We start from the raw sequence: 23,375 nt of genomic DNA, 5'->3' as shown, positions 1-23,375 counted from the left end.
CATCGAGGACGCCCTGCGACTGGCTCGCGAGGCCGACCTCGACCTCGTGGAGGTCGCGGCCCAGGCGCGCCCGCCGGTCTGCAAGCTCATGGACTACGGCAAGTTCAAGTACGAGAGCGCGCAGAAGGCCCGCGAGTCGCGCCGCAACCAGCAGCAGACCGTGATCAAGGAGCAGAAGCTCCGGCCGAAGATCGACCCGCACGACTACGAGACGAAGAAGGGTCACGTCACCCGTTTCCTCGGACAGGGTCACAAGGTCAAGGTCACGATCATGTTCCGCGGTCGCGAGCAGTCCCGCCCGGAGCTGGGTTTCCGGCTGCTCCAGCGGCTCGCCGAGGACGTCGGCGACCTCGCGTTCGTCGAGGCTTCACCGAAGCAGGACGGCCGCAACATGACCATGGTGCTGGCGCCGAACAAGAAGATCGCGAAGACGCCGAAGCAGCAGAGCCAGCAGGCAGCCCAGGAGGCCCAGGCCGAGCAGTCCGCTCAGCCCGAGCCCGCCTCCTGAGTCCCGGGAGCGCGGGCCGTACCGTCGAGCGCGACGGCACGGCTCGCCGCCCCGCGGGACGCCCGAGAGCCGCCCCCGCCCGGATCGCCGGGCCGGCCGGACGACCAGGACGAGGACGGATGAAGAACAAGACCCACTCCGGGACCAAGAAGCGCATCAAGGTGTCGGGCACCGGCAAGCTGCTGCGCGAGAAGGCCGGCAAGCGTCACCTGCTGGAGAAGAAGTCCAGCCACAAGACGCGTCAGCTCGCCGGTCAGACCGAGGCCGCGCCGCAGGACGACAAGCGCCTGCGCCGCATGCTCGGCATCTGAGGCTCCCCACCCACCCGGACTGCTCCCGCCGTCGCCGGCGAGGAGTCCCCGACATGACCGAAGGCAGGACGACGTGGCACGCGTCAAGCGCGCAGTCAACGCCCAGAAGAAGCGCCGCACCACCCTGGAGATGGCCAGCGGCTACCGCGGCCAGCGCTCGCGGCTCTACCGCAAGGCCAAGGAGCAGACGCTCCACTCGCTGACCTACGCCTACCGCGACCGCAAGCAGCGCAAGGGCGACTTCCGGCAGCTGTGGATCACCCGCATCAACGCGGCGGCCCGGGCCAACGACATGACCTACAACCGGTTCATGCAGGGCCTCAAGCTCGCCGGGGTCGAGATCGACCGCAAGAACCTCGCGGAGATCGCGGTGTCCGACCGGGCGGCGTTCACCGCGCTGGTCGAGACCGCCCGCGCCGCCGTGGCGGACGTCCCCAAGGGCGCCGAGAAGTCCGAGGACGCCGCCTGAGCGAGGTCCTCACCGAACGCACCCCGCGCGTCGCCGCAGCCCGCAAGCTGCTGCGGCGCGCGGCGCGTGAGGACACCGGCCGCTTCCTCGTCGAGGGGGTGCGGCCCGCGTACGACGCGCTCGCCCGGGCCGAGGACAGCCCGGGCGCCGTCGTCGACCTCTTCGTCACCGACGCCGTGGCCGACCGCGAGCGCGACCTGCTGATCCGCGCCCGGGCTGCGGGCGTCCGCACCGCCATCGTCACCGAGCGGGCGGTCGCGAGCCTCACCGACACCGTGCACCCGCAGGGCCTCGTGCTGGTCTGCCGCCGCGACGAGCCCGACCCGACCCAGGCGCTGGCCGGCGCCCGGCTCGTCGCCGTGCTCGCCGGGGTCGCCGACCCCGGCAACGCGGGCACCGTCATCCGCACCGCCGACGCCGCGGGCGCAGACGCCGTGCTGCTCGCCGGCGACACCGTCGACCCGTACAACCCCAAGTGCGTCCGCGCGAGCATGGGGAGCCTCTTCCACCTCCCCGTGCTGCGGGAGCGCTCCATCGACGCCGTCCTGACGACGCTGCGGGCGGCTGTGCTCGGCGTCGTCGTCGCCGACGGCCACGGCGAGACCGAGCTGGGCCCGGCGACCGACGACCTGCTCGCCCGCCCCACCGCCTGGGTGCTGGGCAGCGAGGCCCACGGGGTCCCGGACGAGCTCGCGGCGGCGGCCGACGCGCGGGTCCGCGTGCCGATCCGCGGCCGGGCCGAGAGCCTCAACCTGGCAACGGCCGCCGCGGTGTGCCTGTACGCCTCGGTGCGGGCGCAGAACCCCGTCGAGGCTCCTCGATAGACTCGACCCCCACCGTCGCCGAGCAGGAGCAGCAGCCACCCGCGATGTCCGGAACCAACGACTCGTTCGACCCCAAGCAGGTCTCCGCGCTCTCGCCCGAGACGCTCGAGGCCGCGCGCGACGAGGCGACGAGCGCGTTCGCCGGCGCGACGACGCTCGAGGCCCTCACCGCGCTCAAGCCCGCCCACCTCGGGGACCGCTCGCCTGTCCTGCTGGCGCGCCGCGAGATCGGGTCGCTGCCCCCGCAGGCCAAGGCCGACGCCGGGAAGCGGGTGAACGAGGCGCGGCAGGCCGTCCAGGCCGCGTACGACGACCGCCACGCCGTCCTGCTCACCGAGCGCGACGAGCGGGTGCTCGCCGAGGAGGCCGTCGACGTCACGCTGCCCACCGAGCGGCACCCGCGCGGCAGCCGGCACCCGCTCACCCAGACCTCGGAGCGGATCGCCGACGTCTTCGTCGCGATGGGCTGGGAGTTGGCCGAGGGCCCCGAGGTCGAGTCGGAGTGGTTCAACTTCGACGCGCTGAACTTCCTGCCCGACCACCCCGCCCGCACGATGCAGGACACGTTCCACGTCGAGCCGCCCGAGGCGAAGCAGGTGCTGCGCACCCACACCTCGCCGGTGCAGATCCGCTCCCTGCTCGAGCGCGACCTGCCGGTGTACGTGGTCTGCCCCGGCCGGACGTTCCGTACCGACGAGCTCGACGCCACCCACACCCCGGTGTTCCACCAGGTCGAGGGGCTCGCCGTCGACAAGGGCCTGACGATGGCCCACCTCAAGGGCACGCTCGACGCGTTCGCCCGCGCGATGTTCGGCCTGGACTCGCGGATCCGGATGCGGCCGTCGTACTTCCCGTTCACCGAGCCGTCCGCGGAGCCCGACGTGTGGTTCCCGCAGAAGAAGGGCGGCGCCGGCTGGGTCGAGTGGGGCGGCTGCGGGATGGTCGACCCGAACGTGCTGCGCGCCTGCGGGGTGGACCCCGACGTCTACTCCGGCTTCGCCTTCGGGATGGGGCTCGAGCGCACGCTGATGTTCCGCAACGGCCTGCCGGACATGCGCGACATGGTGGAGGGCGACATCCGCTTCACCAGCGCGTTCGCCGTGGAGCCCTGATCTCGGCTGAACCCTGATCCGTACCGCTTCCTCGTCCCTGAAAGGCCCCGACCGTGCGCGTCCCCGTCTCCTGGCTCACCGAGCCCGTCGCCCTCGACAAGGTCCCCTCGGCGAACGATCTCGCCGAGGCGCTGATCCGCGTCGGGTTCGAGGTCGAGGACGTCGCGCCCCTCGAGCCGGTCACCGGCCCGCTGGTTGTCGGCCGGGTGCTCGAGATCGAGGAGCTCAGCGAGTTCAAGAAGCCGATCCGGTTCTGCCGGGTGGACGTGGGCACGCGGGGGTCGTCGCCCGACGAGCCGCAGGGCATCGTCTGCGGCGCGACCAACTTCGCCGTCGGGGACCTCGTCGTCGCCGCCCTGCCCGGCACGACGCTGCCCGGCGGGTTCGCGATCGCGGCCCGCGAGACCTACGGGCGCGTGTCCGACGGGATGATCTGCGCGCTCGACGAGCTCGGCCTCGGCGACGACCACAGCGGCATCCTCGTGCTGCCGCCCGGCACGGCCGACCCGGGGGACGACGCCGCCGCGCTCCTCGGCCTCGATCCCTCCGACCCCGACGCCGTCCTCGACATCGCGGTCAACCCCGACCGCGGCTACGCGCTCTCGATCCGCGGCATGGGCCGCGAGGTCGCCTGCGCGTACGACGCCGCGTTCGGCGACCCGGCGAGCGTCGACCTGGGGCTGCCGCCGGCGGGCGGCGAGGCGTGGCCGGTGCGGATCGAGCCCGACTCCGGGTGCCGCCGGTTCGCCGCGCGCCGGGTCACCGGCCTGGACCCGACGGCGCCGACCCCGTGGTGGATGCGACGCCGCCTGCTGCTGGCCGGCATCCGGCCGATCTCGCTCGCCGTCGATGTCACGAACTACGTGATGCTCGAGCTCGGCCAGCCCATGCACGCCTACGACGCGGCCCGGGTGAGCGGCGACGTCGTGGTCCGGCGGGCCCGCACCGACGAGAAGCTCACGACGCTGGACGACGTCAGCCGGGCGCTCGACCCCGACGACGTCGCCGTCTGCGACGACTCGGGGCCCATCGGGCTCGCCGGGGTCATGGGCGGGGCGGCCACCGAGGTCACCGACGCGACCGCCGATGTCCTGCTCGAGGCCGCCACCTGGGACGCGGCCGCCGTTGCCCGCGCCGCGCGGCGCCACAAGCTGCCCAGCGAGGCGGCCCGCCGGTTCGAGCGGTTCGTGGACCCGGCGGTGGCGCGCCCGGCGACGGATCTGGCCGCGGCGCTGCTCGAGCGCTATGGCCGCGCGACCGTCGAGGCCGGCGTCACCGACGTCGGCCCGTTCCCGGAGGGCGAGGAGCCCGCGCCGGCGCCGATCCGGATGGCGCTGGACCTGCCCGACCGCGTCGCCGGCGTGACCTACGCCCGCGGCGCGAGCGTGCGACGCCTGGTGCAGGTGGGGTGCGCGGTCGAGGTCGACTCGGAAGGCGGAGCCGGGCTCGTCGTCGTGCCGCCGACCTGGCGGCCCGACCTGACCCGTCCGGCCGACCTCGTCGAGGAGGTGCTGCGCCTCGAGGGCTACGAGTCGATCCCCTCGGAGCTGCCGGTCTTCGCGGGCGGCACCGGACTGACGCTCGCGCAGCGGCGTCGTCGGCAGGTGTCCCGCGCGCTCGCCGACGCCGGCTACCAGGAGGTGCTGCCCTCGCCGTTCGTGGCGCCGAGCGTGCTCGACGCGTTCGGCCTGGACGACGACGACCCGCGCCGCTCCGCGGTCCGGCTCGCCAACCCGCTCGACGCCGACCGGTCCCTGGTGGCGACGACGCTGCTGCCTGGGCTCCTCGAGGCCGTCGTGCGCAACGTGTCGCGGGGCCTGCGCGACCTCGCGCTGTTCCAGGTGGCGCAGGTCGCCCGGCCGACCGGGACGCCGGGCCCGGCGCCGGAGGTCGGCGTGGACGCCCGGCCGTCGGACGCGCTGGTCGCGGCGCTGAAGGACGCGCTGCCCGCCCAGCCACTGCGCGTCGGCGCGGTGCTGACCGGGGCGTGGGAGCGCCCGGGCTGGTGGGGCGAGGGCCGTCCGGCGACGTGGGCCGACGCGGTCTCGTCGGCGCGGACGGTCGCGGCGGTCTACGGCGCCGAGCTCACCGTCACCGCCGACCGGCACGCGCCGTGGCACCCGGGCCGCTGCGCCGCTCTGTACGTCGGCGACGTGCTGGTCGGGCACGCCGGCGAGCTGCACCCGAAGGTCCTCGAGGCGCTCGGCCTGCCGCCGCGCACCTGCGCGATGGAGCTCGAGCTCGACCGGCTGCCCGTGACCGAGGTGCTGGCCCGGCCCGAGGTGTCGGCGTTCCCGCCCGTGCTGCTCGACGTGGCGCTCGTGGTCCCGGTCGAGGCCCCGGTGGCGGCCGTGCAGGCGGCGCTGACCGAGGGCGGCGGGGAGCTGCTCGAGGACGTGCGGCTCTTCGACGTCTACAGCGGCGCGCAGGTCGGGGAGGGCCGTCGGTCGCTCGCGTTCGCGCTGCGCTTCCGCGCGCCCGACCGGACGCTCACCCTCGACGAGGCGGCCGCGGCCCGCGACGCGGCGGTCGCGCTGGCGGGGGAGAGGTGCTCCGCTTCGCTCCGCGCGTGAGCAGTAATCCGCCTATGACGCGGATCAGTGCTCACCTGCGCGGAGCGCACCTCGGAGCAGCCAGCGCAGGCCGGTCGCGTAGGACGCGCGCAGCCGGTCCGGGTCGATGGCACCGGTCCCGTCCGGACCGGCGGCCACGGCGGCGTCGCCGATCGCGTGCACCACGAGCACCCGGATCGCGGTGTCCTGCGCCGTCCGGTCGTGCACCCCGCCGCGGTCGAGCAGGGACCGCATCGCCTCGCCGAGCCGCTGCGCGTTCGCGCCGCGGGAGCCCTGGCGGGCCACGAAGTGCGGCACGAGCCCCGGGTGGGCGAGCAGGAGCTCGTGGGTCGCCGTCATGAGCGCGGTGAGGCCGGCGGCGGGGTCGTCGGTCGGGCCGGGGAGGGGCAGCGCGGTGAGCAGGTCGTCGAGGACGGCGTCGAGCAGGCCCTCCCGGCCCTCGACGTGGCTGTAGAGCGCGTTCGGTGCCACCCCGAGCCGACCCGCGACGGCGCGCATCGACAGCACCGCCCCGTCGTCGAGCACCTCCCGGGCCACCGCCACGATGGCCTCGCGACTCAGACCCGCCCGCTGCCCCGGTCCCCGCACGGTGGCCAACTGTACGCCGTCCAGCTAAACTGTACAGCGTCCAACACACGATCGAGGAGGCTGACCGTGACCCTCCCTCCCGACGCCGTCACCGGCACCGCCGCCGGCGTCCCCTACGTCCTCCGCCCGCCGGCCACGCCGCGTGCCGATGCCCCGATGGTCCTCGCCTGGCACCTCATGGACGCCCCGCGCACCGAGCGGGCCTTCGCCGCCGCCCTCCCGTTGGAGGGCCTCGACGCCTGGCGCCTCTACCCCGGCCTGCCGCTGTGCGGGTCGCGCTCGCCCGGCCTCGAGGAGATCATGAGGCTGGGTCGCGAGGAGCCGGTCCTCAACCTCCACGGCGCCGTCAACGCCCAGGCCGTCGTCGAGCTCCCGGCGCTCCTCGACGCGGTGCGCGCCGAGCACGGCATCGGCAGCGGGCCGCTCGCCGTCGCGGGGGGATCGGCGGGGGCGGGGATCGCCGGGGCGGCGATCGTCGAGAAGGTCGTCGAGGCGCGCGCGGCGGTGCTGATCAGCCCGCTCCTGCAGCTGCGGCCGGTCGTGGCGCAGCTCGCCGGCTTCTTCGGGATGGACTACCGCTGGACGCCCGGGTCCGAGGTCGTGGGGGACCGGATGGACCTCCTGGCCCGGTCCGACGAGCTCGCCGACACCCAGGTGCGCTGCATCGTCGGCGCGCAGGACGCCGCCGAGGCGTTCCTCTACCCGGCGGGCCGGCTCCGTGATCTGCTGCGCGAACGGGGAGTGCGTTCCGACCTGCACGTCATCGACGGCATGGGTCACGCGCTCGCCGAGGAGCCCGGCGTCGACCCCGCCCCGCAGACGCCGCAGGCGGCGCAGGTGGACGCGCTGGCCGTGGCGTGGCTCGCTCAGGCCCTGGAGTTGGCCTGACCGAGGGCCTTCGTCAGGTCCGCGAGGAGCTGCGGGACGTCGTCGCGGGGCACCACCGCCTGCACGACGGCGAGCGTCGTCGGGTCCTCGCGGGCCGCGGTGAGGGCGGCGCGCAGCTCCCCGACCGTCGCCACGCGGCACGCCCGCGCCCCGCCGTCCGGCGCGAACATCGCCGGCGCGGCCGTCCAGTCCCAGCGCGTGATGTCGTTGTACGGCTCGGTCGGCCCGTGGATGGCGCGCTCGACGGTGTAGCCGTCGTTGTCGACCACGACCACCACCGGCGCCAGCCCCTCGCGCACCATCGTGCCCAGCTCGGCGACCGTGAGCTGCGCGGCGCCGTCGCCGATGAGCAGGATCCCGCGCGAGTCGGGCTGCGCCAGACACGCGCCGAGCGTGGCGGGCAGCGTGTAGCCGATCGAGGCCCACAGCGGCTGCCCGATGAACGTCACGCCGCTCGGCAGGCGGTGGGTGGAGGCGCCGTAGAACGCGGTGCCCTGATCGGCGAGCACGAGGTCGCCCTCGCGCAGGAACGCCGCCACCTCGGCCCAGAGGGCGTCCTGCGAGAGCGGTTCGGCGTCGTCGGCAGCGGGCACGGCGTCCGCCGGCACCTGCGGCCGCGGTGGCGGCGGGCCCGCCGCCGCGAGCTCGCGCACCAGGGGCACGAGCGCGCCCAGCGCCGTCGGCAGCTCGATCGGGGAGAAGGTCGCGGCGCCGACGCTCGCGGTCCGCGCGCCGAGCTCGATCGCACGCGGCCGGCTGATCCGCTGGGTGAAGAACCCGCTGGTGAGGTCGGTGAACTGCACCCCGGCGACGATCAGCGCCGCCGCGTCCTCGACCGACGTGCGGACCTCCTCGGGGCTGGCCGCGCCCGCGTAGGTCCCGACGAAGCCGTCCGCGGTCTCGTCGACCAGGCTCTTGGCCCACACCGTGGTGGCGTGCGGCACCGGCCCGGCCGCGAGCAGGTCGGCGAGCACCTCCCGACCCCCGACGCGGTGGGTGAGCAGCCCCGCGAGCAGCGCGATCCGCTCCACCGAGCCGGCCCGCTCGAGCAGCGTGCGGGCGGCGTCGGCGAACCCGGCCAGCGCCTCCGGGTCGGTGTGGTCCACCGGGGTGGGCAGGGGCGCCGACGGCGGGTCGACCGCGGCCGCCGAGACGTCGGTGGGGATCAGCAGGTAGCCCGGGAGGTGGCGGTCTCGAACCTCGGTGAGCACCCGGTCGATCTCCGCCGCGGCGTTCTCGGCGGTGAGCGCCGCGCGGGTGCACGTGATGCCTTCGTGCATCGTCATGAAGTGGGTGAACACGCCGTCGCCCAGCGAGTGGTGCACCACGCGGTGCGCGGCCTGGTGGTCGGTCGAGGGGGCGCCCACCACGTGCACCACCGGCACGTGCTCGGCGAAGCTCCCCGCCACCGCGTTGATCGCCGACAGCTCACCCACGCCGAACGCCGTCGCGAGCGCCGCCATCCCGCGCAGCCGGCCGTACCCGTCGGCGGCGTACCCGGCATCGAGCTCGTTCGCGCACCCGACCCACGTCAACCGGGCGTGCCCCACGACGTGGTCGAGCATCGCGAGGTTGTAGTCGCCCGGCACCCCGAAGACGTGCTCGACGCCGACCTCGGCGAGCCGGTCGGCGAGGTGGTCGGCGACGCAGTAGGTCATGACCGAGATGCTGCCACCGGGGCCCGACAACCTGCGACGATCCGGGCGTGAACTCCGTCGGTCTGCGTCGTCTCGCCGCCCTGCGGCTGGTCGGGCCCCGGTGCGCCACCCCCGCCGAGGCGGTCTCGGTGCTGGGCGCCGCGCAGGGCCAGGACCTGCCCGGGGTCCTCGCCTCGATCGCCCTGCGGACCGCGTCGGGCGAGGTCGAGGAGGTCCGGCGGGCCTTCGACCACGGCGAGATCGTGCGGTCGTGGCCCATGCGCCGGACGCTGCACGTCGTCGCGGCCGCCGACCTGCCCTGGATGCTCCCGCTCGCCACCGCGCCCGCGCTCGCAGCAGCCGCCAAGCGCCGAGCGCAGTTCGGGCTCGCCGACGAGGCCGTCGAGCGCGCCGGGGAGCTGGCGCGCGAGGCTCTCGCCGGGGGCGGGCGCGCCACCCGCGCCGAGCTGGCGGCGCTCTGGGCGGCGGCCGGCCTGACCCTCGAGTCGAACCACGTCACCCACATCATCTCGGTGCTAGCGATGCACGGGGTGCTGGCGTACGGGCCGTTCGCCTCCGCCAAGGAGCAGGCCCTGGTCCTGCTCGACGAGTGGGTGCCCACGCCCCGCCGGCCCGACCGCGACGAGGCGCTGGGCGAGTGGGCCCGCCAGTATTTCACCGGCCACGGCCCGGCCCGCCGCAAGGACTTCGCCCGCTGGACCGGCCTCCCCGCCGCGGACGTGACGACCGCGATCGAGGGTGCGCGCGGGCACCTCGTCGAGGACGGCGACGGGATGTTCCTCGACCCGGGCACCCCGGAGCGCCTCGCCGCCGCCGAGGACCCGGGGGCCGAGCTGCTGCTGCCCGGCTTCGACGAGTTCGTCCTGGGCTACGGCGAGCGCGCCGAGATCCTCGACGCCGAGCACGCGGACCGGATCGTGCCGGGCGGAAACGGGATGTTCCGGCCGACGGTGGTGCGGGAGGGCCGCGTCGTCGGGACCTGGAAGTGGGTGGGCAGCGGCCGCAACCGCCGCGTCGAGCGGGAGCTGTTCGCCGGGTGATCATGTCGCCCCGGGCGATCCGCGGGCAGACTCCCGGGTCATGACGACGACGGCCCGCACGGGGCTCTCCGCGGTGGCGGCGCCCCGGAGCATCGAGCTCCCGCTGGTCCCGGTCGGTGCGCTGCTCGACGGCGCCGCCCGCCGCTTCGGCGACCGGCCCGCCCTGGTGCACCACGACGACGTCGTGACCTACCGCGGGCTGTGGGAGGAGGCGTGCGGGGTGGCCCACGCGCTCGTCGCGCGCGGTGTCCGGCCCGGCGACGTCGTCGCGCTGCACCTGCCGAACCGCCTGGCCTGGCCGGTCGCCTACCACGGCATCCTGCTCGCGGGGGCCACCGTCGCGCTCGCGAGCCCCGCCCTGCCCCGCGACCTCCTCGACGCCCAGCTCGCCGACGCGGGCGCCGTCGCGGTCGTCAGCCTCGACCCGTCGCTGGAGAACGTGATCACGACCGACGGGCGCCGGCTCGACCTGCCGGTGACCGAGCACGACACCCCGCCGGAGGTCGAGCTCGACCCCACCGTCGCCCTGGCCCACCTCGCCTACACCGGCGGCACCACCGGGCGGTCGAAGGGCGTCGAGCTCACCCACGCCAACGTCGTCGCCAACGTCCTGCAGTACGCCGCGAGCTCCGCCGGCGCGGTGCCCGTGCCCGACGTGCACGGCGCGATCACCGTCGAGCAGACCTCCCCACCGGAGGAGCACCCGGTCCGGGTCGGCGAGGCGGTCTCGCTATCCGTCGCGCCGTGGTTCCACGCGATGGGCACCAACGGGCTGACCATCGGGTTGGTCACCGGGACGACCGCGATCGTGCAGGACCGCTTCGACCCCGCCGCCTACCTCGCCGACGTCGAGCGGCACCGCGCGACGACGCTCTCCGGGGCGCCCGCGATGTACCACGCCCTGCTCGCCCACCCCGACGCCGCGACCCGGGACCTCTCGTCGGTGCGCACCGTGACCTCCGGCGCCAGCCCGATGGCGGTGGCGCAGGCCGAGCGGATCGCGGCGCTCATGCCCGAGGCGGTCGTCGTCGAGGGGTACGGCCTCACCGAGGCGACGATGGGGCTGTGCATCTCGCCGCCGGAGCGCTCCGCGACGCGGCACGTCGGCACGGTCGGCCTGCCGGTGGCGAACACCGAGCTGGCGCTGCTGCCGGTGGAGACGGGGCAGCCCGGGGACGAGCCGGTGGCGCGCGGCGAGCGCGGCGAGATCTGGGCGCGCGGACCCCAGGTGATGCAGCGCTACCACCACCGGCCCGAGGAGACCGCGGCGTGCCTCGTCGACGGCTGGCTGCGGACCGGGGACATCGGGGTCCTCGGCGAGGACGGCCACCTCGCCGTCGTCGACCGGGCCAAGGACATGCTGCTCTACAAGGGCTACAACGTGTTCCCCCGCGAGCTCGAGGAGCTGCTCGCCGCGCGGCCGGAGGTCCGGACGGCGGCCGTCGTCGGGCTCCCCGACGACGCGGTCGGCGAGCTGCCGACCGCGGCGATCGTCCTCGCGCCCGGCGCGGCGGGGCTGGACGACCTGGCCGCCGCGGTGAACGGCGCGGTCCGACCCTACGAGCGGCTCCGGCGGATCTACACGGTCGACGCGCTGCCCGTGTCGGCCGCGGGCAAGGTCCTCAAGGGTGACCTCCGGGAGACGTTGCTCGCGGCCGCCGACGGCCCGGCGTGGACCGACGAGCCTTCCTGAGAGCGGGGGTCCGCGCCCACCGGAGCGTGCTGCTCCGACCGGACCAATCGAACGCTGTTGGGCGCCCTGGTGGCGGCGGTGGGCGGCACCCGCCGTCGTCGTTCTCATGTTCGCGCTCCGCGAGGGGCCGACTGCCTAGCGTGGCCGTCCGACCCCGCCGCCGGACCCCCGACCCGGCGGCGGGGCCGCTCCCCACACCCGACCCGGAGAGGCAGCTCCCCCCTCGCCATGCGTCGCCCCGATGAGCAGTACCAGTGGTCCCCGACCGGCCGTCCTCCCCGCACCGCGGCGCGCGTGCTCGCCGCGCTCGGCGTCCTCGTCCTCGCGACGCTCGTGCTCGGGCTCTGGGCCCGGGGCATGCTCGGCTTCTGGCCCTCCGTCGGCGGCGCCGCGGTGGCGCTCGGCGGCGGGACGGCGCTGCTGGCGGGCAGCCGGCTGTTCTCGCCCTCGGGCGAGACGGAGGTCCCCGACACCGGCGACTTCGTGCCCGGCGCGCGCGTGCTCGTCGTCGGCGGCGGCTACGTCGGGCTCGTCGCGGCCCGGGCCCTGCAGGAGCGGATCGGGATCGCGGGCGACGGTCGTCACCGCGGCAGCCGGCCCGGACGTTCCCGCGCCAGCGTGCCGATCGGGTCGGTGACCGTGGTCGACCCGCAGCCGCACATGACGTACCAGCCCTTCCTGCCCGAGGCGGCGGGCGGCTCGATCGCGCCGCGGCACCTCACCGTGTCGCTGCGCCGCGTGCTGGACCGCTGCGACGTCGTCACCGGGTCGGTCGTGGCCGTCGACGACGCCCGCCGCCGCGCCGTCGTCAACCTCCCCGACGGGACCTCCCGGGAGATCTCCTACGACGTCCTCGTGGTCGCCCCGGGCGCGATCGCGCGTGAGCTGCCGGTGCCGGGGCTCGCCGGCCGGGCCCTGACCTTCCGCACCGTGGGGGACGCCTCCGCGCTGCGCGACCACGTGCTCTCCCGCCTCGACGCCGCCGCCTCGGTGGTCCCGACGACGGCGGCCGAGGTCGCCCGCCGTGCGCGGCTGCTCACCTTCGTCGTCGTGGGCGGCGGGTTCGCCGGGGTGGAGGCGCTCGGGGAGCTCGAGGACCTCGCCCGGCGGGCGGGCCGCCAGGTCGGGGTGGACCCCTCGGAGCTGCGCTGGGTGCTCGTCGAGGCGTCGAAGCGGATCATGCCCGAGGTCAGCGAGCCGACCGCCGCGCGCGTGCACGGGCGGCTCGCGCGCCGCGGCATCGAGGTGCGCGTGGGGGCCGGACTCGCCTCCGCGGAGGGTGGCGACGTCCGGCTCGCCGACGGGACGGTCATCCCGACCGACACGATCATCCTGGCCGCCGGGACGCGCCCCCACCCGCTGCTCGAGCGCACCGACCTGCCGCTCGAGCGCACCGGCAAGATCCGCTGCACCGCGATGTTGCAGGTCATCGGCCGCCCGCACGTCTTCGCGGCCGGCGACGGCGCCGCGGTGCCGGACCTCGCCCGCGGCGCCACCCTCGCCGACGAGGACCCGAAGGTGGTCACCGCGCCCACCGCCCAGCACGCGGTCCGGCAGGCCCGGGTCCTCGCCGACAACGTCGTCGCCCACCTCGGCGGGCGCCCGCTGCAGCCCTACGAGCACTCCTCGTCCGGTGTGGTCGCCGGGCTCGGCCGCCGGCGCGGTGTGGCCGAGATCCGCGGCCTGCGGTTGATGGGCTGGCCCGCCTACGCGCTGCACCGCGCCTACCACCTGTGGGCCATGCCGACGGCGGAGCGCAAGGCGCGGATCGTGCTGGACTGGGTGGCCTCGGCGCTGCTCGGGCGGGACCCGGTGGCCGCGGGCGCGGTGGTGCCGGCGCCGCGGCGGGGTGACGACGACGTCGCGGTGGTGCGGCAGGCCGCGCCGGCAGCACCGGTCGAGCCGGCCCCGGCGCCTGCTCCGGCGTTCGTGCGGTCCGACGACTACGACCAGCCGACGCTGCGCGAACCCCACCCCTCGGTGCCGACGCGCGTAGGGTCCCCGGCGCCCCGCCCGGACGGCACGGTGACGGGCGACCAGCCGGCCCTCACGTGGATCTCCTCGGGGCGGCACGACTTGCGGAGCCGCTGACCCGAACTCGTTGCATGGTCTTCCGAGATCGTGCATAGTCATACGCATGCGGATCGCGGTGGCCGGTGCCAGCGGCTACGTCGGAGGGGAGCTGCTGCGGCTCGCGCTCGGCCATCCCGAGATGGAGATCGGTGCGCTCACCGCGGGTGATTCCGCGGGCACCCTGCTCGGCGCCCACCAGCCCCACCTCGTCCCGCTGGCCGACCGGCCGCTCGAGGCCACCTCCGTCGAGGTGCTCTCGGGGCACGACGTCGTCTTCCTCGCGCTGCCGCACGGTCGCTCGGCCGAGCTCGCCGCACAGCTCCCCGAGGACGTGCTGGTCGTCGACTGCGGGGCCGACCACCGGCTCCGGAACCCGGCCGCGTGGGAGCGGTGGTACGGCGGCGCCCACGCCGGGTCCTGGCCCTACGGGCTGCCCGAGCTCCCCGGCGCCCGGCCCGCGCTGCGCGGCACGCGGCGGATCGCGGTCCCGGGGTGCTACCCCACCACCGCGACGCTCGCGGCCGTCCCCGCGGTCGGCTCCGGGCTGGTCGCCCCGGAGATCAGCGTCGTCGCCTTCTCCGGCACCTCCGGGGCCGGGCGGGCGGCCAAGGCGCACCTGCTGGGCTCGGAGGTCATGGGCTCGGCCACCGCCTACGGCGTCGGCGGCTCCCACCGGCACACCCCGGAGATCATCCAGAACCTGTCGGGGCTCGGGGCCGGCCCGGTCACCGCGTCGTTCACCCCGGTGCTCGCGCCGATGCCCCGCGGCATCCTCGCGGTGGTGAGCGCACCGCTGGCCGACCCCGGGGTCGACGTGGCGGAGGCGCGGGCGGCATACGCCAAGGCCTACGGCGACGAGCCCTTCGTGCACCTCCTGCCCGACGGGGTGCAGCCGGCCACCAAGAACGTCGTCGGGTCCAACACCGCGCAGGTCCAGGTCGAGGTGGACGTCGACGCCGGCCGCCTCGTCGCCACCGCGGTGATCGACAACCTGACGAAGGGGACGGCGGGCGGCGCGATCCAGTCCGTCAACCTCGCGCTCGGGCTCGACGAGACCGTCGGCCTGCCCACCGCCGGGCTCGCGCCGTGAGCGTCACCGCCGCCGCCGGCTTCCGGGCCGCGGGCGTCCGCGCCGGCCTGCGGGCCCACGGCGACCGGCCCGACCTCGCGCTCGTCGTCAACGACGGCCCGACTACGACCGCGGCCGGCGTCTTCACCCGCAACCAGGTCAAGGCCGCCCCGGTGCTCTGGTCGGCACAGGTGCTGCGCGAGCGCTCGTTGCGGGCGGTCGTGCTCAACTCCGGCGGCGCCAACGCCTGCACCGGGCCCGACGGGTTCGCCGACACCCACCACACGGCGGAGAAGGTCGCCGAGGTGCTCGGGTGCGGGGCCATCGAGGTCGCGGTCTGCTCCACCGGCCTCATCGGCGAGCGGCTGCCGATCGAGCGGCTGCTCGCGGGCGTCGACACCGCGGCCGGGGTCCTCGACGCGGGTGCGCAGGCGGGCTCCGACGCGGCGACCGCGGTGCTCACCACCGACACGGTGGACAAGCAGGCGAGCCGGACGGCCGCCGACGGCTCCTGGACCGTGGGCGGCTTCGCCAAGGGCGCCGGGATGATGGCGCCGAGCCTCGCGACCATGCTCGTCGTGGTCACCACCGACGCGGTGCTCGACCCCGACACCGCCGACCGCGCGCTGCGCGCCGCCACCGCCGTGACGTTCGACCGCCTCGACATCGACGGCTCCACCAGCACCAACGACACGGTGCTCCTCCTGGCCTCCGGCGCCTCCGGGGTGAGCCCGGGGGAGGCGGAGTTCGCCGAGGAGCTCCGGGCGGTGTGCGCCGACCTCGCCCGCGGCCTGCAGGCCGACGCCGAGGGGGTCACCAAGCGCATCGCGGTGACCGTCACCGGCGCCGACTCCGACGCCGACGCGCTGCTCGGCGCCCGGGCCGTGGCCCGCGACAGCCTCGTGAAGACGGCGCTGTTCGGCTCCGACCCGAACTGGGGCCGGATCGCCGCCGCGATCGGGGCGAGCGAGGCCCGGGTCGACCCGGCGTCGCTGTCGGTGACGGTCAACGGGGTCCTGCTCTGCGCCGCGGCCGCCGCGGTGGGCGACCGGTCGAAGGCCGACCTCTCCGGTCCGGAGATCACCGTCGAGGTCGACCTCGGGCTGGCCGGCGGCACCGCGACCGTGCTCACCACCGACCTGTCGCACGCCTACGTCGAAGAGAACAGCGCGTACTCGACATGACCGCGCTCTCGACCGGCACCCCCACCACGTCCCCGGAGCAGGCGCAGGCCAAGGCCGCGGTGCTCGCCGAGGCCCTGCCGTGGCTGCGCGAGTTCCAGGACGCCGTCGTCGTCGTCAAGTACGGCGGCAACGCGATGGTCGACGACGAGCTGCGCCGCGCCTTCGCCGAGGACATGGTCTTCCTCCGGCTCGCCGGCATCCGCCCGGTGGTCGTCCACGGCGGCGGCCCGCAGATCACCTCGATGCTCGAGCGGCTCGACATCCCCGGCGAGTTCCGTGGCGGGCTGCGCGTCACCACGCCGGAGACGATGGACGTCGTCCGGATGGTGCTCGTCGGCCAGGTCGGCCGCGAGCTCGTGGGCCTCATCAACGCGCACGGCCCCCTCGCGGTCGGGATGTCCGGCGAGGACGCGCGGCTCTTCACCGCGGCCCGCCGGACCGCCCGGGTCGACGGCGAGGACGTCGACGTCGGGCTGGTGGGCGACGTGGTGGAGGTCAACCCCGCTGCGGTGCTCGACCTCGTCGCCGGCGGCCGCATCCCGGTGATCTCCTCCGTGGCCCCGGACGCCGACGGCGTCGTCCACAACGTCAACGCCGACACCGCCGCCGGAGCGCTCGCCGTCGCCCTCGGGGCCCGCAAGCTCGTCGTCCTCACCGACGTCGAGGGCCTCTACACCGACTGGCCCGACCGCTCCAGCCTGCGCACCGAGATCGACGCCGGGGAGCTCGCCGGGCTCCTGCCGAGCCTGTCCAGCGGGATGATCCCGAAGATGGAGGCCTGCCTGCGCGCCGTCGCCGGCGGCGTCCCGCGGGCCCACGTCATCGACGGCCGGGTCGCGCACTCCGTGCTGCTCGAGGTCTTCACCAGCGATGGCGTCGGGACGATGGTCGTCCCCGCCCCGTCCACCAGCGAAGGAGGTCCCCCGCATGACCACAGCGACACCGACCGGTGAGGACCTCCGCCGCCGCTGGTCCGCCACGATGATGGGCAACTACGGGACGCCGCCGCTCGCCCTGGTGCGCGGCGAGGGCGCCCGGGTGTGGGACGCCGACGGCCACGAGTACCTCGACCTGCTCGGCGGGATCGCGGTCAACCTCCTCGGCCACGCCCACCCGGCGGTGGTGGAGGCCGTGTCCCGGCAGGTCGCCACGCTCGGGCACACCTCGAACCTGGTCATCAACCCGCTGACCGTCGAGCTGGGGGAGCGGCTGCTGTCCCTGCTCGGCGCGGGCGGAGGCCGGGTGCTCATGTGCAACTCCGGCGCCGAGGCCAACGAGGCGGCGTTCAAGATCGCCCGCCGCACCGGGCGCCCGAAGATCGTCTCGACCCTCGGGGGCTTCCACGGCCGCACCATGGGCGCGCTCGCCCTCACCGGCCAGCCCGCCAAGCGGGAGCCGTTCGAGCCGATGCCGCCCGGCGTCGAGTTCGTGCCCTACGGCGACGCCGAGGCGCTGCGCGGCGCGGTCGACGCGGACACCGCCGCGGTGGTCCTCGAGCCGATCCAGGGCGAGTCCGGGGTGATCATCCCACCGGAGGGCTACCTGCAGGCCGCCCGGGACATCACCACCCGGCACGGCGCGCTGCTCGTGGTCGACGAGATCCAGACCGGTGTCGGGCGCACGGGAGTGTGGTTCGCCCACCAGCGGGCGGGCATCGTCCCCGACGTCGTCACGCTGGCCAAGGGCCTCGGCGGCGGTCTGCCGCTCGGCGCCTGCATCGGGCTCGGGCCGGCCGCCGAGCTGCTCACCACGGGCCAGCACGGCACCACGTTCGGCGGCAACCCGGTGTGCTGCGCCGCGGCGCTCGCCGTCCTCGACACGGTCGCCCGCGAGGGCCTCCTCGACCGCGCGGACGCCCTGGGCAAGGACCTCGGCACCCGCATCGAGGGCCTGGACCACCCGCTGGTCGACCACGTCGACGCGGCCGGCCTGCTCGTCGGGATCGCGCTCACCGCCGACGCGTCGGGGCCGGTGACCAACGCCGCCCGCGAGGCCGGCTACCTGATCAACGCGCCGGTCCCCGGGCGGCTCCGGCTGGCCCCGCCGGCGGTGGTCACCGACGCCCAGGTCGACGCCTTCCTCGCCGACCTGCCCGACGCGCTGTCCCGCGGCGCCGCCGAGGCCGGGGGCGGCGCGTGACCGCGGCGCCGGAAGCCGGGGCCCCCTCCTCGTCGCCGGGGACGGCGCGGACCCCACGTCACCTGCTGCGTGACGACGACCTGACCCCCGCCGAGCAGGCCGAGGTCCTCGAGCTCGCCGCCACGGTGAAGGCCGACCCGTTCGGGCAGCGCCCGCTCGCGGGCCCCCGGGCGGTCGCGGTCATCTTCGACAAGCCCTCCACCCGCACGCGGGTGTCCTTCGAGGTCGGCATCGGGGCGCTCGGGGGCACCCCGGTGATCATCGACGGGCGGGCCGCCCAGCTGGGCCGCGGGGAGACCATCGCCGACACCGCGCGGGTGCTCTCCCGCTATGTGGACGCCATCGTCTGGCGCACGGGGGCGGACGCGCGTCTGGAGGAGATGGCCGAGTACGCCTCCGTCCCGGTCGTCAACGCGCTGACCGACGGGTTCCACCCCTGCCAGGTCCTCGCGGACCTCCAGACGATCACCGAGCGCCACGGCCGCACGGCCGGCCTCACCCTGACCTACCTCGGCGACGGCGCGAACAACATGGCGCAGTCCCTGCTGCTGGGCGGCGTGACCGCCGGCATGCACGTGCGCGTCGCCGCGCCCGCCGGCTTCCGGCCCGACCCGACCGTTGTCGCCGACGCCGTGCGGCGGGCCGCCGACACCGGCGGCTCGGCGACCGTGCTCGACGGGGACGGCCGCGCGGAGGCGGAGGCGGCCGTCGAGGCCGCCGACGTCCTGGTCACCGACACGTGGACCTCGATGGGGCAGGAGGACGACGGGCTGGACCGGGTCGCGCCGTTCCGGCCCTTCCGCGTCGATGCCGACCTCGTCGCCCGGGCGGCCCCCGGCGCGACCGTGCTGCACTGCCTCCCCGCCCACCGGGGCGACGAGATCACCGCCGAGGTCATCGACGCCCCGGGGACGGCGGTCTGGGACGAGGCCGAGAACCGCCTCCACGCCCAGAAGGCCCTCCTCACCTGGCTGCTGGCGCGATGAGCCCGGTCGAGGGATCCGCGCGCGGGTCGCTGGGGGAGGAGGAGCTCGCCGAGGAGGTCCGGCCCGAGGATCGGCGGGCCGTCCGCGAGCGGCTCGAGCGGCTGCGCCCGGCGTCCAGCCGGGCCTCCCGGCAGGCGCGGATCGTGGCACTCATCAGCACCCACGAGGTCCACAGCCAGGGCGAGCTGGCCGGGATGCTCGCCCGGGAAGGCGTCGAGGTCACTCAGGCCACCCTCTCCCGGGACCTCGACGAGCTCGGGGCGGTCAAGCTGCGCGGGGCCGACGGCGGGGCCGGCCGCTACGTCGTCCCCGACGACGGGAGCCCGGTGCGGGGCGTCACGGGGGGGACCGACAGACTGGGGCGGCTGCTCGGCGAGCTGCTCGTCTCGGCGGACCACTCCGGGAACCTGGCCGTGCTGCGGACCCCGCCCGGCGGCGCCCACTACCTGGCCAGCGCGCTCGACCGGGCCTCCCTGGCCGAGGTGGTGGGCACGATCGCGGGCGACGACACCGTGCTCGTCGTCGCCCGGGAACCCCTGGACGGCGCGGGGCTCGCCGATCTGCTGAGCACACTGGGCACGCGGTCGGCGCTCCGGCCGACGGGGACACCGCAGGAGGACGAGGACCGGTGAGCGAGGCCCAGGAGGGGGGTCCCGGCGGCACGTCGGCGCTGTGGGGCGGGCGGTTCGCGTCCGGCCCCGACGCGGTGATGGCGGCGCTCTCGAAGTCCACCCAGTTCGACTGGGTGCTCGCGCCGTACGACATCGCGGGCTCCCGGGCGCACGCCCGCGTCCTCCACGGAGCCGGGCTGCTCGACCACGCCGAGCTCGCCGGCATGCTCGACGGCCTGGCCCGCCTCGCGGACGACGTCGCCTCGGGCGCCTTCGTGGCCGCTCCCGACGACGAGGACGTCCACACCGCCCTCGAGCGGGGACTCATCGAACGGGTCGGCCCGGAGCTGGGTGGCAAGCTGCGGGCCGGGCGCTCCCGCAACGACCAGATCGCCACCCAGCTGCGGATGTGGCTGCGGGACCGGCTCCGCGACCTCACACGCGGGGTCTGCGACGTCGTCGACGCCCTGGTGAGCCAGGGCCGGGCGCACCCCGACGCGGTCATGCCGGGGCGCACCCACCTGCAGCACGCCCAGCCGATCCTGCTCGCCCACCACCTCGGGGCTCACGCCCAGGCGCTGCTGCGCGACCTTGAGCGCTTCCGCGACCTGGACCGCCGGCTCGACCTGTCGCCCTACGGCTCGGGGGCGCTCGCGGGGACCTCCCTCGGGCTCGACCCGGCCGCCGTGGCACGCGACCTCGGCTTCCGCGACGCCGTCGACAACTCCGTCGACGGCACCGCCTCCCGCGACCTCGCCGCCGAGGGCGCGTTCGTCCTGGCGATGACCGCGGTGGACCTGTCGCGCATCGCGGAGGAGCTGATCCTCTGGGCGACCGCGGAGTTCGGGTACGTGACGCTGGACGACGCGTGGTCCACCGGCTCGTCGATCATGCCGCAGAAGAAGAACCCGGACGTCGCCGAGCTCGCCCGGGGCAAGGCCGGCCGCCTCGTCGGGAATCTCGCCGGGTTGATGACGACGCTCAAGGCGCTGCCGCTGGCCTACAACCGGGACCTGCAGGAGGACAAGGAGCCGCTGTTCGACGCGGTCGCGCAGCTGACGATGGTGCTGCCCGCCATGACGGGCATGATCAGGACGCTCACCGTCCACACCGACCGGCTCGCCGAGCTGGCCCCCGCCGGGTTCACCCTCGCGACCGACGTCGCGGAGTGGCTCGTGCGCCAGGGCGTGCCGTTCCGGCGGGCCCACGAGGCGGCCGGCGCGTGCGTGCGGGCGGCCGAGGCCCGGGGCGTGGGACTCGACGACCTCACCGACGAGGAATTGCGGACCTGCGACCCGGCGCTCACCCCCGACGTCCGGACCGTGCTGACGGTCGAGGGCTCGATCGCCTCGCGGAACGCCTACGGGGGGACCGCGCCGAAGCGGGTGGCCGAGCAGTACGACCGCATCGTGGGCGCCGTCATCGAGGCCCGCGGCTGGACGGTCCCGATCCGCCGCCGGTGACCTCCTCGACCCTGGTCGACCGCGCCGCGCTAACGGTCGACCCGCTCGACGCGGCGCGGGTGCTCCTCGGGTGCCACCTCGTCGCCGACACCGACGACGGCGAGGTCCGGGTCCGCCTCGTCGAGGTGGAGGCCTACCGGGGCGAGGACGACCCGGGCTCGCACTGCTACCGCGGCCGGACCGCCCGCAACGCTGTGATGTGGGGCCCGGCGGGCCACCTCTACGTGTACTTCGTCTACGGCATGCACTTCTGCGCGAACGTCGTCGCCCTCGACGACGGGCGCCCGGGGGCGGTGCTGCTGCGGGCGGGCGAGGTGCTCTCGGACCCCGGGATGGCGCACGCGCGCCGGCCGACCGCGCGGGGCCGCGACGCCGAACTCGCCCGCGGGCCCGCCCGGCTGTGCACGTTGCTGGGCCTCGGCCGGGAGCAGAACGGCGCCGACGTGGTCGACCCGTCCTCGCGGGTGCGCCTCGAGCCGGGGGAGCCCGTGCCCGACGACGCCGTGCGCCACGGGCCCCGGGTCGGGGTCGCGGCGGGACAGCAGCGGCCGTGGCGGCTGTGGGTCGCCGGGGCGGCCGCGGTCACGCCGTACAAGGCGGGGCGCGCCCGACCGGAGGGCCCCGACTGGTAGCGGTTCGCGACGCCGCGCACGACACAATGGGGCTCGTGACCGCACCGCACATCCTCGACGACCTCGCCTGGCGGGGCCTCGTCGCCCAGAGCACCGACCTCGACGCGCTGCGCCGTGACCTCGACGCCGGCACGGTCACCCTCTACTCCGGCATCGACCCGACCGCGCCCAGCGCACACATCGGGCACCTGCTGCAGTGGCTGACCCTGGCGCGCTTCCAGCAGGCCGGGCACCGGCCGATCGCGCTCGTCGGGGGCGCCACGGGCCTCATCGGGGACCCGAAGCCGACGTCGGAGCGCACGCTGAACGACCGCGAGGTGGTCGCGGAGTGGGTCGAGAAGATCGGGGCGCAGCTGCGCCCGTTCCTCGACTTCACCGGGGACCACGGCGCGCTGCTGGTCAACAACCTCGACTGGACCGAGGGCATCACGGCCCTCGACTTCCTGCGCGAGTACGGCAAGCACTTCCGCGTCGGGCGCATGCTCGCCAAGGAGGCCGTGAGCCGGCGCATGGAGTCCGACGAGGGCATCAGCTACGCCGAGTTCTCCTACCAGATCCTGCAGTCCCTCGACTTCCTCGAGCTCTACCGCCGGTACGGCTGCACGATGCAGACCGGGGGCAGCGACCAGTGGGGGAACCTCACCGCCGGGATCGACCTCATCCACCGGGTGGAGGGGCGGGTGGTCCACGCCCTCGGCACCCCGCTGATCACCAAGGCCGACGGGTCGAAGTTCGGCAAGACCGAGGGCGGCACCGTCTGGCTGGACGCCTCGCTGACGAGCCCCTACGCCTTCTACCAGTTCTGGATCAACGCCGAGGACGCCAAGGTCGGGGAGTACCTGCGGGCGTTCACCTGGCTCGGCCGCGAGGAGATCGAGGAGCTGGAGAAGGCCACGGTCGAGCGCCCGCAGGCCCGTGCCGCGCAGCGTGCGCTGGCGCAGTCGGTGACGGCGCTGGTGCACGGCGAGGAGGAGGTCCGACGGGTGGAGGCCGCCAGCCAGGCCCTGTTCGGGCGCGGCGAGCTGCGCGACCTCGACGCGGGCACCCTCGCCGCCGCCCTCGCCGAGGTGCCGTCGGCCTCGCTGGCGCGCACCGACAACCCGACGGTGGTCGACCTGCTCGTCGGGACCGGCCTCGCCGCCAGCCGGGGGGCTGCCCGCCGCACGGTCGCGGAGGGCGGCGCGTACGTGAACAACGCCAAGGTCGACACCGAGGAATGGACGCCGGCCGACGCCGACCTCCTCCACGGGCGCTGGCTCGTGGTGCGCCGCGGGAAGCGCACGACGGCGGGCGTGGAACTCGTGGCCGGCTGACGAGGGGCGCACCGGGGCGGCGACGCGTCACGACCTGCGACGACGCGCCACCGGTACCCCCCTCGCGGACCGGTTACACCCGCCCTGTAGTGTTCTCGATGTCGCCAGGGCCGAGGGGTTGTTCCCGGGCCGGGCGGCGGGATAGGTTGGAGCGGTTGCCCTTCAGCTGGTCTGGTAGGGTGAGTGGTCCTGATGGCATCGGATGGTGCGGCCGCCTGGTGGGTGGTTGGCAGTTCGTGTG

At 75.4% G+C, this 23,375-nt stretch carries 21 protein-coding genes; 19 read left to right on the top strand and 2 right to left on the bottom strand.

The features are described from left to right. From infC to pheT, 6 genes are all read left to right on the top strand, one after another. A partial coding sequence (infC, locus tag VGH76_RS05615) for a translation initiation factor IF-3 (protein WP_331555631.1) occupies positions 1–508 on the top strand: 508 nt, incomplete at its 5' end. Positions 509–627: 119 nt separating this feature from the next. After that, positions 628–819 carry a 50S ribosomal protein L35 gene (gene rpmI / locus VGH76_RS05610; RefSeq protein WP_331555630.1) on the top strand — a complete coding sequence of 64 codons (192 nt, stop codon included), beginning with the start codon at positions 628–630 and terminating at the stop codon, positions 817–819. Positions 820–892: 73 nt separating this feature from the next. Beyond that, a complete protein-coding gene (rplT, locus tag VGH76_RS05605; RefSeq protein WP_331555629.1) occupies positions 893–1,288 on the top strand; it encodes a 50S ribosomal protein L20 in 396 nt (131 codons plus the stop codon). Then, on the top strand, positions 1,285–2,112 hold the full coding sequence (locus VGH76_RS05600; RefSeq protein ID WP_414637676.1) for a TrmH family RNA methyltransferase: 828 nt from the start codon (positions 1,285–1,287) through the stop codon (positions 2,110–2,112). The genes rplT and VGH76_RS05600 overlap by 4 nt, the downstream gene beginning before the upstream one ends. Positions 2,113–2,156: 44 nt before the next feature. Next, complete coding sequence (gene pheS / locus VGH76_RS05595; protein WP_331555627.1) at positions 2,157–3,224, top strand: phenylalanine--tRNA ligase subunit alpha; 1,068 nt, start codon at positions 2,157–2,159, stop codon at positions 3,222–3,224. A 53-nt stretch (positions 3,225–3,277) separates the two neighbouring features. After that, entirely contained in the window at positions 3,278–5,797 is a 2,520-nt protein-coding gene (pheT, locus tag VGH76_RS05590) for a phenylalanine--tRNA ligase subunit beta (protein WP_331555625.1), read from the top strand. Between the two features lie 24 nt (positions 5,798–5,821). On the opposite strand, the gene VGH76_RS05585 is transcribed toward pheT, so the two are convergent. Then, a complete protein-coding gene (locus tag VGH76_RS05585; RefSeq protein WP_331555624.1) occupies positions 5,822–6,385 on the bottom strand; it encodes a hypothetical protein in 564 nt (187 codons plus the stop codon). A gap of 66 nt (positions 6,386–6,451) precedes the next feature. Here VGH76_RS05585 and VGH76_RS05580 point away from each other — a divergent pair, with 66 nt between their 5' ends. Next, complete coding sequence (locus tag VGH76_RS05580) at positions 6,452–7,273, top strand: alpha/beta hydrolase (protein ID WP_331555623.1); 822 nt, start codon at positions 6,452–6,454, stop codon at positions 7,271–7,273. Here the strand turns inward: VGH76_RS05580 and VGH76_RS05575 are convergent. Continuing rightward, on the bottom strand, positions 7,252–8,931 hold the full coding sequence (locus VGH76_RS05575) for an alpha-keto acid decarboxylase family protein (RefSeq protein ID WP_331555622.1): 1,680 nt from the start codon (positions 8,929–8,931) through the stop codon (positions 7,252–7,254). The two genes, VGH76_RS05580 and VGH76_RS05575, sit on opposite strands and share 22 nt — an antisense overlap. A gap of 47 nt (positions 8,932–8,978) precedes the next feature. Between VGH76_RS05575 and VGH76_RS05570 the strand changes: the two genes are divergently transcribed. The 12 genes from VGH76_RS05570 (at position 8,979) to tyrS (ending at position 23,134) form a co-directional block, all read left to right on the top strand. After that, the gene (locus VGH76_RS05570) at positions 8,979–9,971 is read left to right on the top strand and encodes a winged helix DNA-binding domain-containing protein (protein ID WP_331555621.1); all 993 of its coding nucleotides are present in this window, start codon (positions 8,979–8,981) and stop codon (positions 9,969–9,971) included. A 40-nt stretch (positions 9,972–10,011) separates the two neighbouring features. Continuing rightward, the gene (locus tag VGH76_RS05565; RefSeq protein ID WP_331555620.1) at positions 10,012–11,664 is read left to right on the top strand and encodes a class I adenylate-forming enzyme family protein; all 1,653 of its coding nucleotides are present in this window, start codon (positions 10,012–10,014) and stop codon (positions 11,662–11,664) included. 228 nt (positions 11,665–11,892) lie between these two features. Continuing rightward, positions 11,893–13,755, top strand: a complete 1,863-nt coding sequence (locus VGH76_RS05560) for an NAD(P)/FAD-dependent oxidoreductase (protein WP_331555619.1) — start codon at positions 11,893–11,895, stop codon at positions 13,753–13,755. A 40-nt stretch (positions 13,756–13,795) separates the two neighbouring features. Continuing rightward, positions 13,796–14,827 carry an N-acetyl-gamma-glutamyl-phosphate reductase gene (gene argC / locus VGH76_RS05555; protein WP_331555632.1) on the top strand — a complete coding sequence of 344 codons (1,032 nt, stop codon included), beginning with the start codon at positions 13,796–13,798 and terminating at the stop codon, positions 14,825–14,827. Then, on the top strand, positions 14,824–15,990 hold the full coding sequence (gene argJ / locus VGH76_RS05550; RefSeq protein ID WP_331555618.1) for a bifunctional glutamate N-acetyltransferase/amino-acid acetyltransferase ArgJ: 1,167 nt from the start codon (positions 14,824–14,826) through the stop codon (positions 15,988–15,990). The genes argC and argJ overlap by 4 nt, the downstream gene beginning before the upstream one ends. Further along, positions 15,987–16,943, top strand: coding sequence for an acetylglutamate kinase (gene argB / locus VGH76_RS05545; protein ID WP_331555617.1), 957 nt, complete (start codon positions 15,987–15,989; stop codon positions 16,941–16,943). The genes argJ and argB overlap by 4 nt, the downstream gene beginning before the upstream one ends. Continuing rightward, a complete protein-coding gene (locus VGH76_RS05540) occupies positions 16,918–18,129 on the top strand; it encodes an acetylornithine transaminase (protein WP_331555616.1) in 1,212 nt (403 codons plus the stop codon). Before argB ends, VGH76_RS05540 begins: the two co-directional genes overlap by 26 nt. Continuing rightward, positions 18,126–19,115 (top strand): ornithine carbamoyltransferase, encoded by a 990-nt coding sequence (gene argF, locus VGH76_RS05535; RefSeq protein WP_331555615.1) that lies wholly within the window; start codon positions 18,126–18,128, stop codon positions 19,113–19,115. The genes VGH76_RS05540 and argF overlap by 4 nt, the downstream gene beginning before the upstream one ends. Next, entirely contained in the window at positions 19,112–19,747 is a 636-nt protein-coding gene (locus VGH76_RS05530) for an arginine repressor (protein ID WP_331555614.1), read from the top strand. The genes argF and VGH76_RS05530 overlap by 4 nt, the downstream gene beginning before the upstream one ends. Next, on the top strand, positions 19,744–21,189 hold the full coding sequence (gene argH, locus VGH76_RS05525) for an argininosuccinate lyase (protein ID WP_331555613.1): 1,446 nt from the start codon (positions 19,744–19,746) through the stop codon (positions 21,187–21,189). Before VGH76_RS05530 ends, argH begins: the two co-directional genes overlap by 4 nt. Next, positions 21,186–21,821 (top strand): DNA-3-methyladenine glycosylase, encoded by a 636-nt coding sequence (locus tag VGH76_RS05520; protein ID WP_331555612.1) that lies wholly within the window; start codon positions 21,186–21,188, stop codon positions 21,819–21,821. Before argH ends, VGH76_RS05520 begins: the two co-directional genes overlap by 4 nt. Before the next feature lie 26 nt (positions 21,822–21,847). Further along, positions 21,848–23,134 (top strand): tyrosine--tRNA ligase, encoded by a 1,287-nt coding sequence (gene tyrS / locus VGH76_RS05515; protein ID WP_331555611.1) that lies wholly within the window; start codon positions 21,848–21,850, stop codon positions 23,132–23,134. The last annotated feature ends 241 nt before the right edge of the window (positions 23,135–23,375 follow it).

This window comes from Actinomycetospora sp. (assembly GCF_036497585.1).
Classification (GTDB): domain Bacteria; phylum Actinomycetota; class Actinomycetes; order Mycobacteriales; family Pseudonocardiaceae; genus Actinomycetospora.
This window is presented reverse-complemented; position numbering and strand designations above follow the sequence as displayed.

Excerpts from the sequence above, each read along its gene's own strand:
- rpmI (WP_331555630.1), top strand. The coding sequence starts at position 628 with ATGAAGAACAAGACCCACTCCGGGACCAAGAAGCGCATCAAGGTGTCG.
- pheS (WP_331555627.1), top strand. The coding sequence starts at position 2,157 with ATGTCCGGAACCAACGACTCGTTCGACCCCAAGCAGGTCTCCGCGCTC.
- VGH76_RS05575 (WP_331555622.1), bottom strand. The coding sequence starts at position 8,931 with ATGACCTACTGCGTCGCCGACCACCTCGCCGACCGGCTCGCCGAGGTC.
- VGH76_RS05565 (WP_331555620.1), top strand. The coding sequence starts at position 10,012 with ATGACGACGACGGCCCGCACGGGGCTCTCCGCGGTGGCGGCGCCCCGG.
- VGH76_RS05560 (WP_331555619.1), top strand. The coding sequence starts at position 11,893 with ATGCGTCGCCCCGATGAGCAGTACCAGTGGTCCCCGACCGGCCGTCCT.
- argB (WP_331555617.1), top strand. The coding sequence starts at position 15,987 with ATGACCGCGCTCTCGACCGGCACCCCCACCACGTCCCCGGAGCAGGCG.
- VGH76_RS05540 (WP_331555616.1), top strand. The coding sequence starts at position 16,918 with ATGACCACAGCGACACCGACCGGTGAGGACCTCCGCCGCCGCTGGTCC.
- VGH76_RS05530 (WP_331555614.1), top strand. The coding sequence starts at position 19,112 with ATGAGCCCGGTCGAGGGATCCGCGCGCGGGTCGCTGGGGGAGGAGGAG.
- tyrS (WP_331555611.1), top strand. The coding sequence starts at position 21,848 with ATGGGGCTCGTGACCGCACCGCACATCCTCGACGACCTCGCCTGGCGG.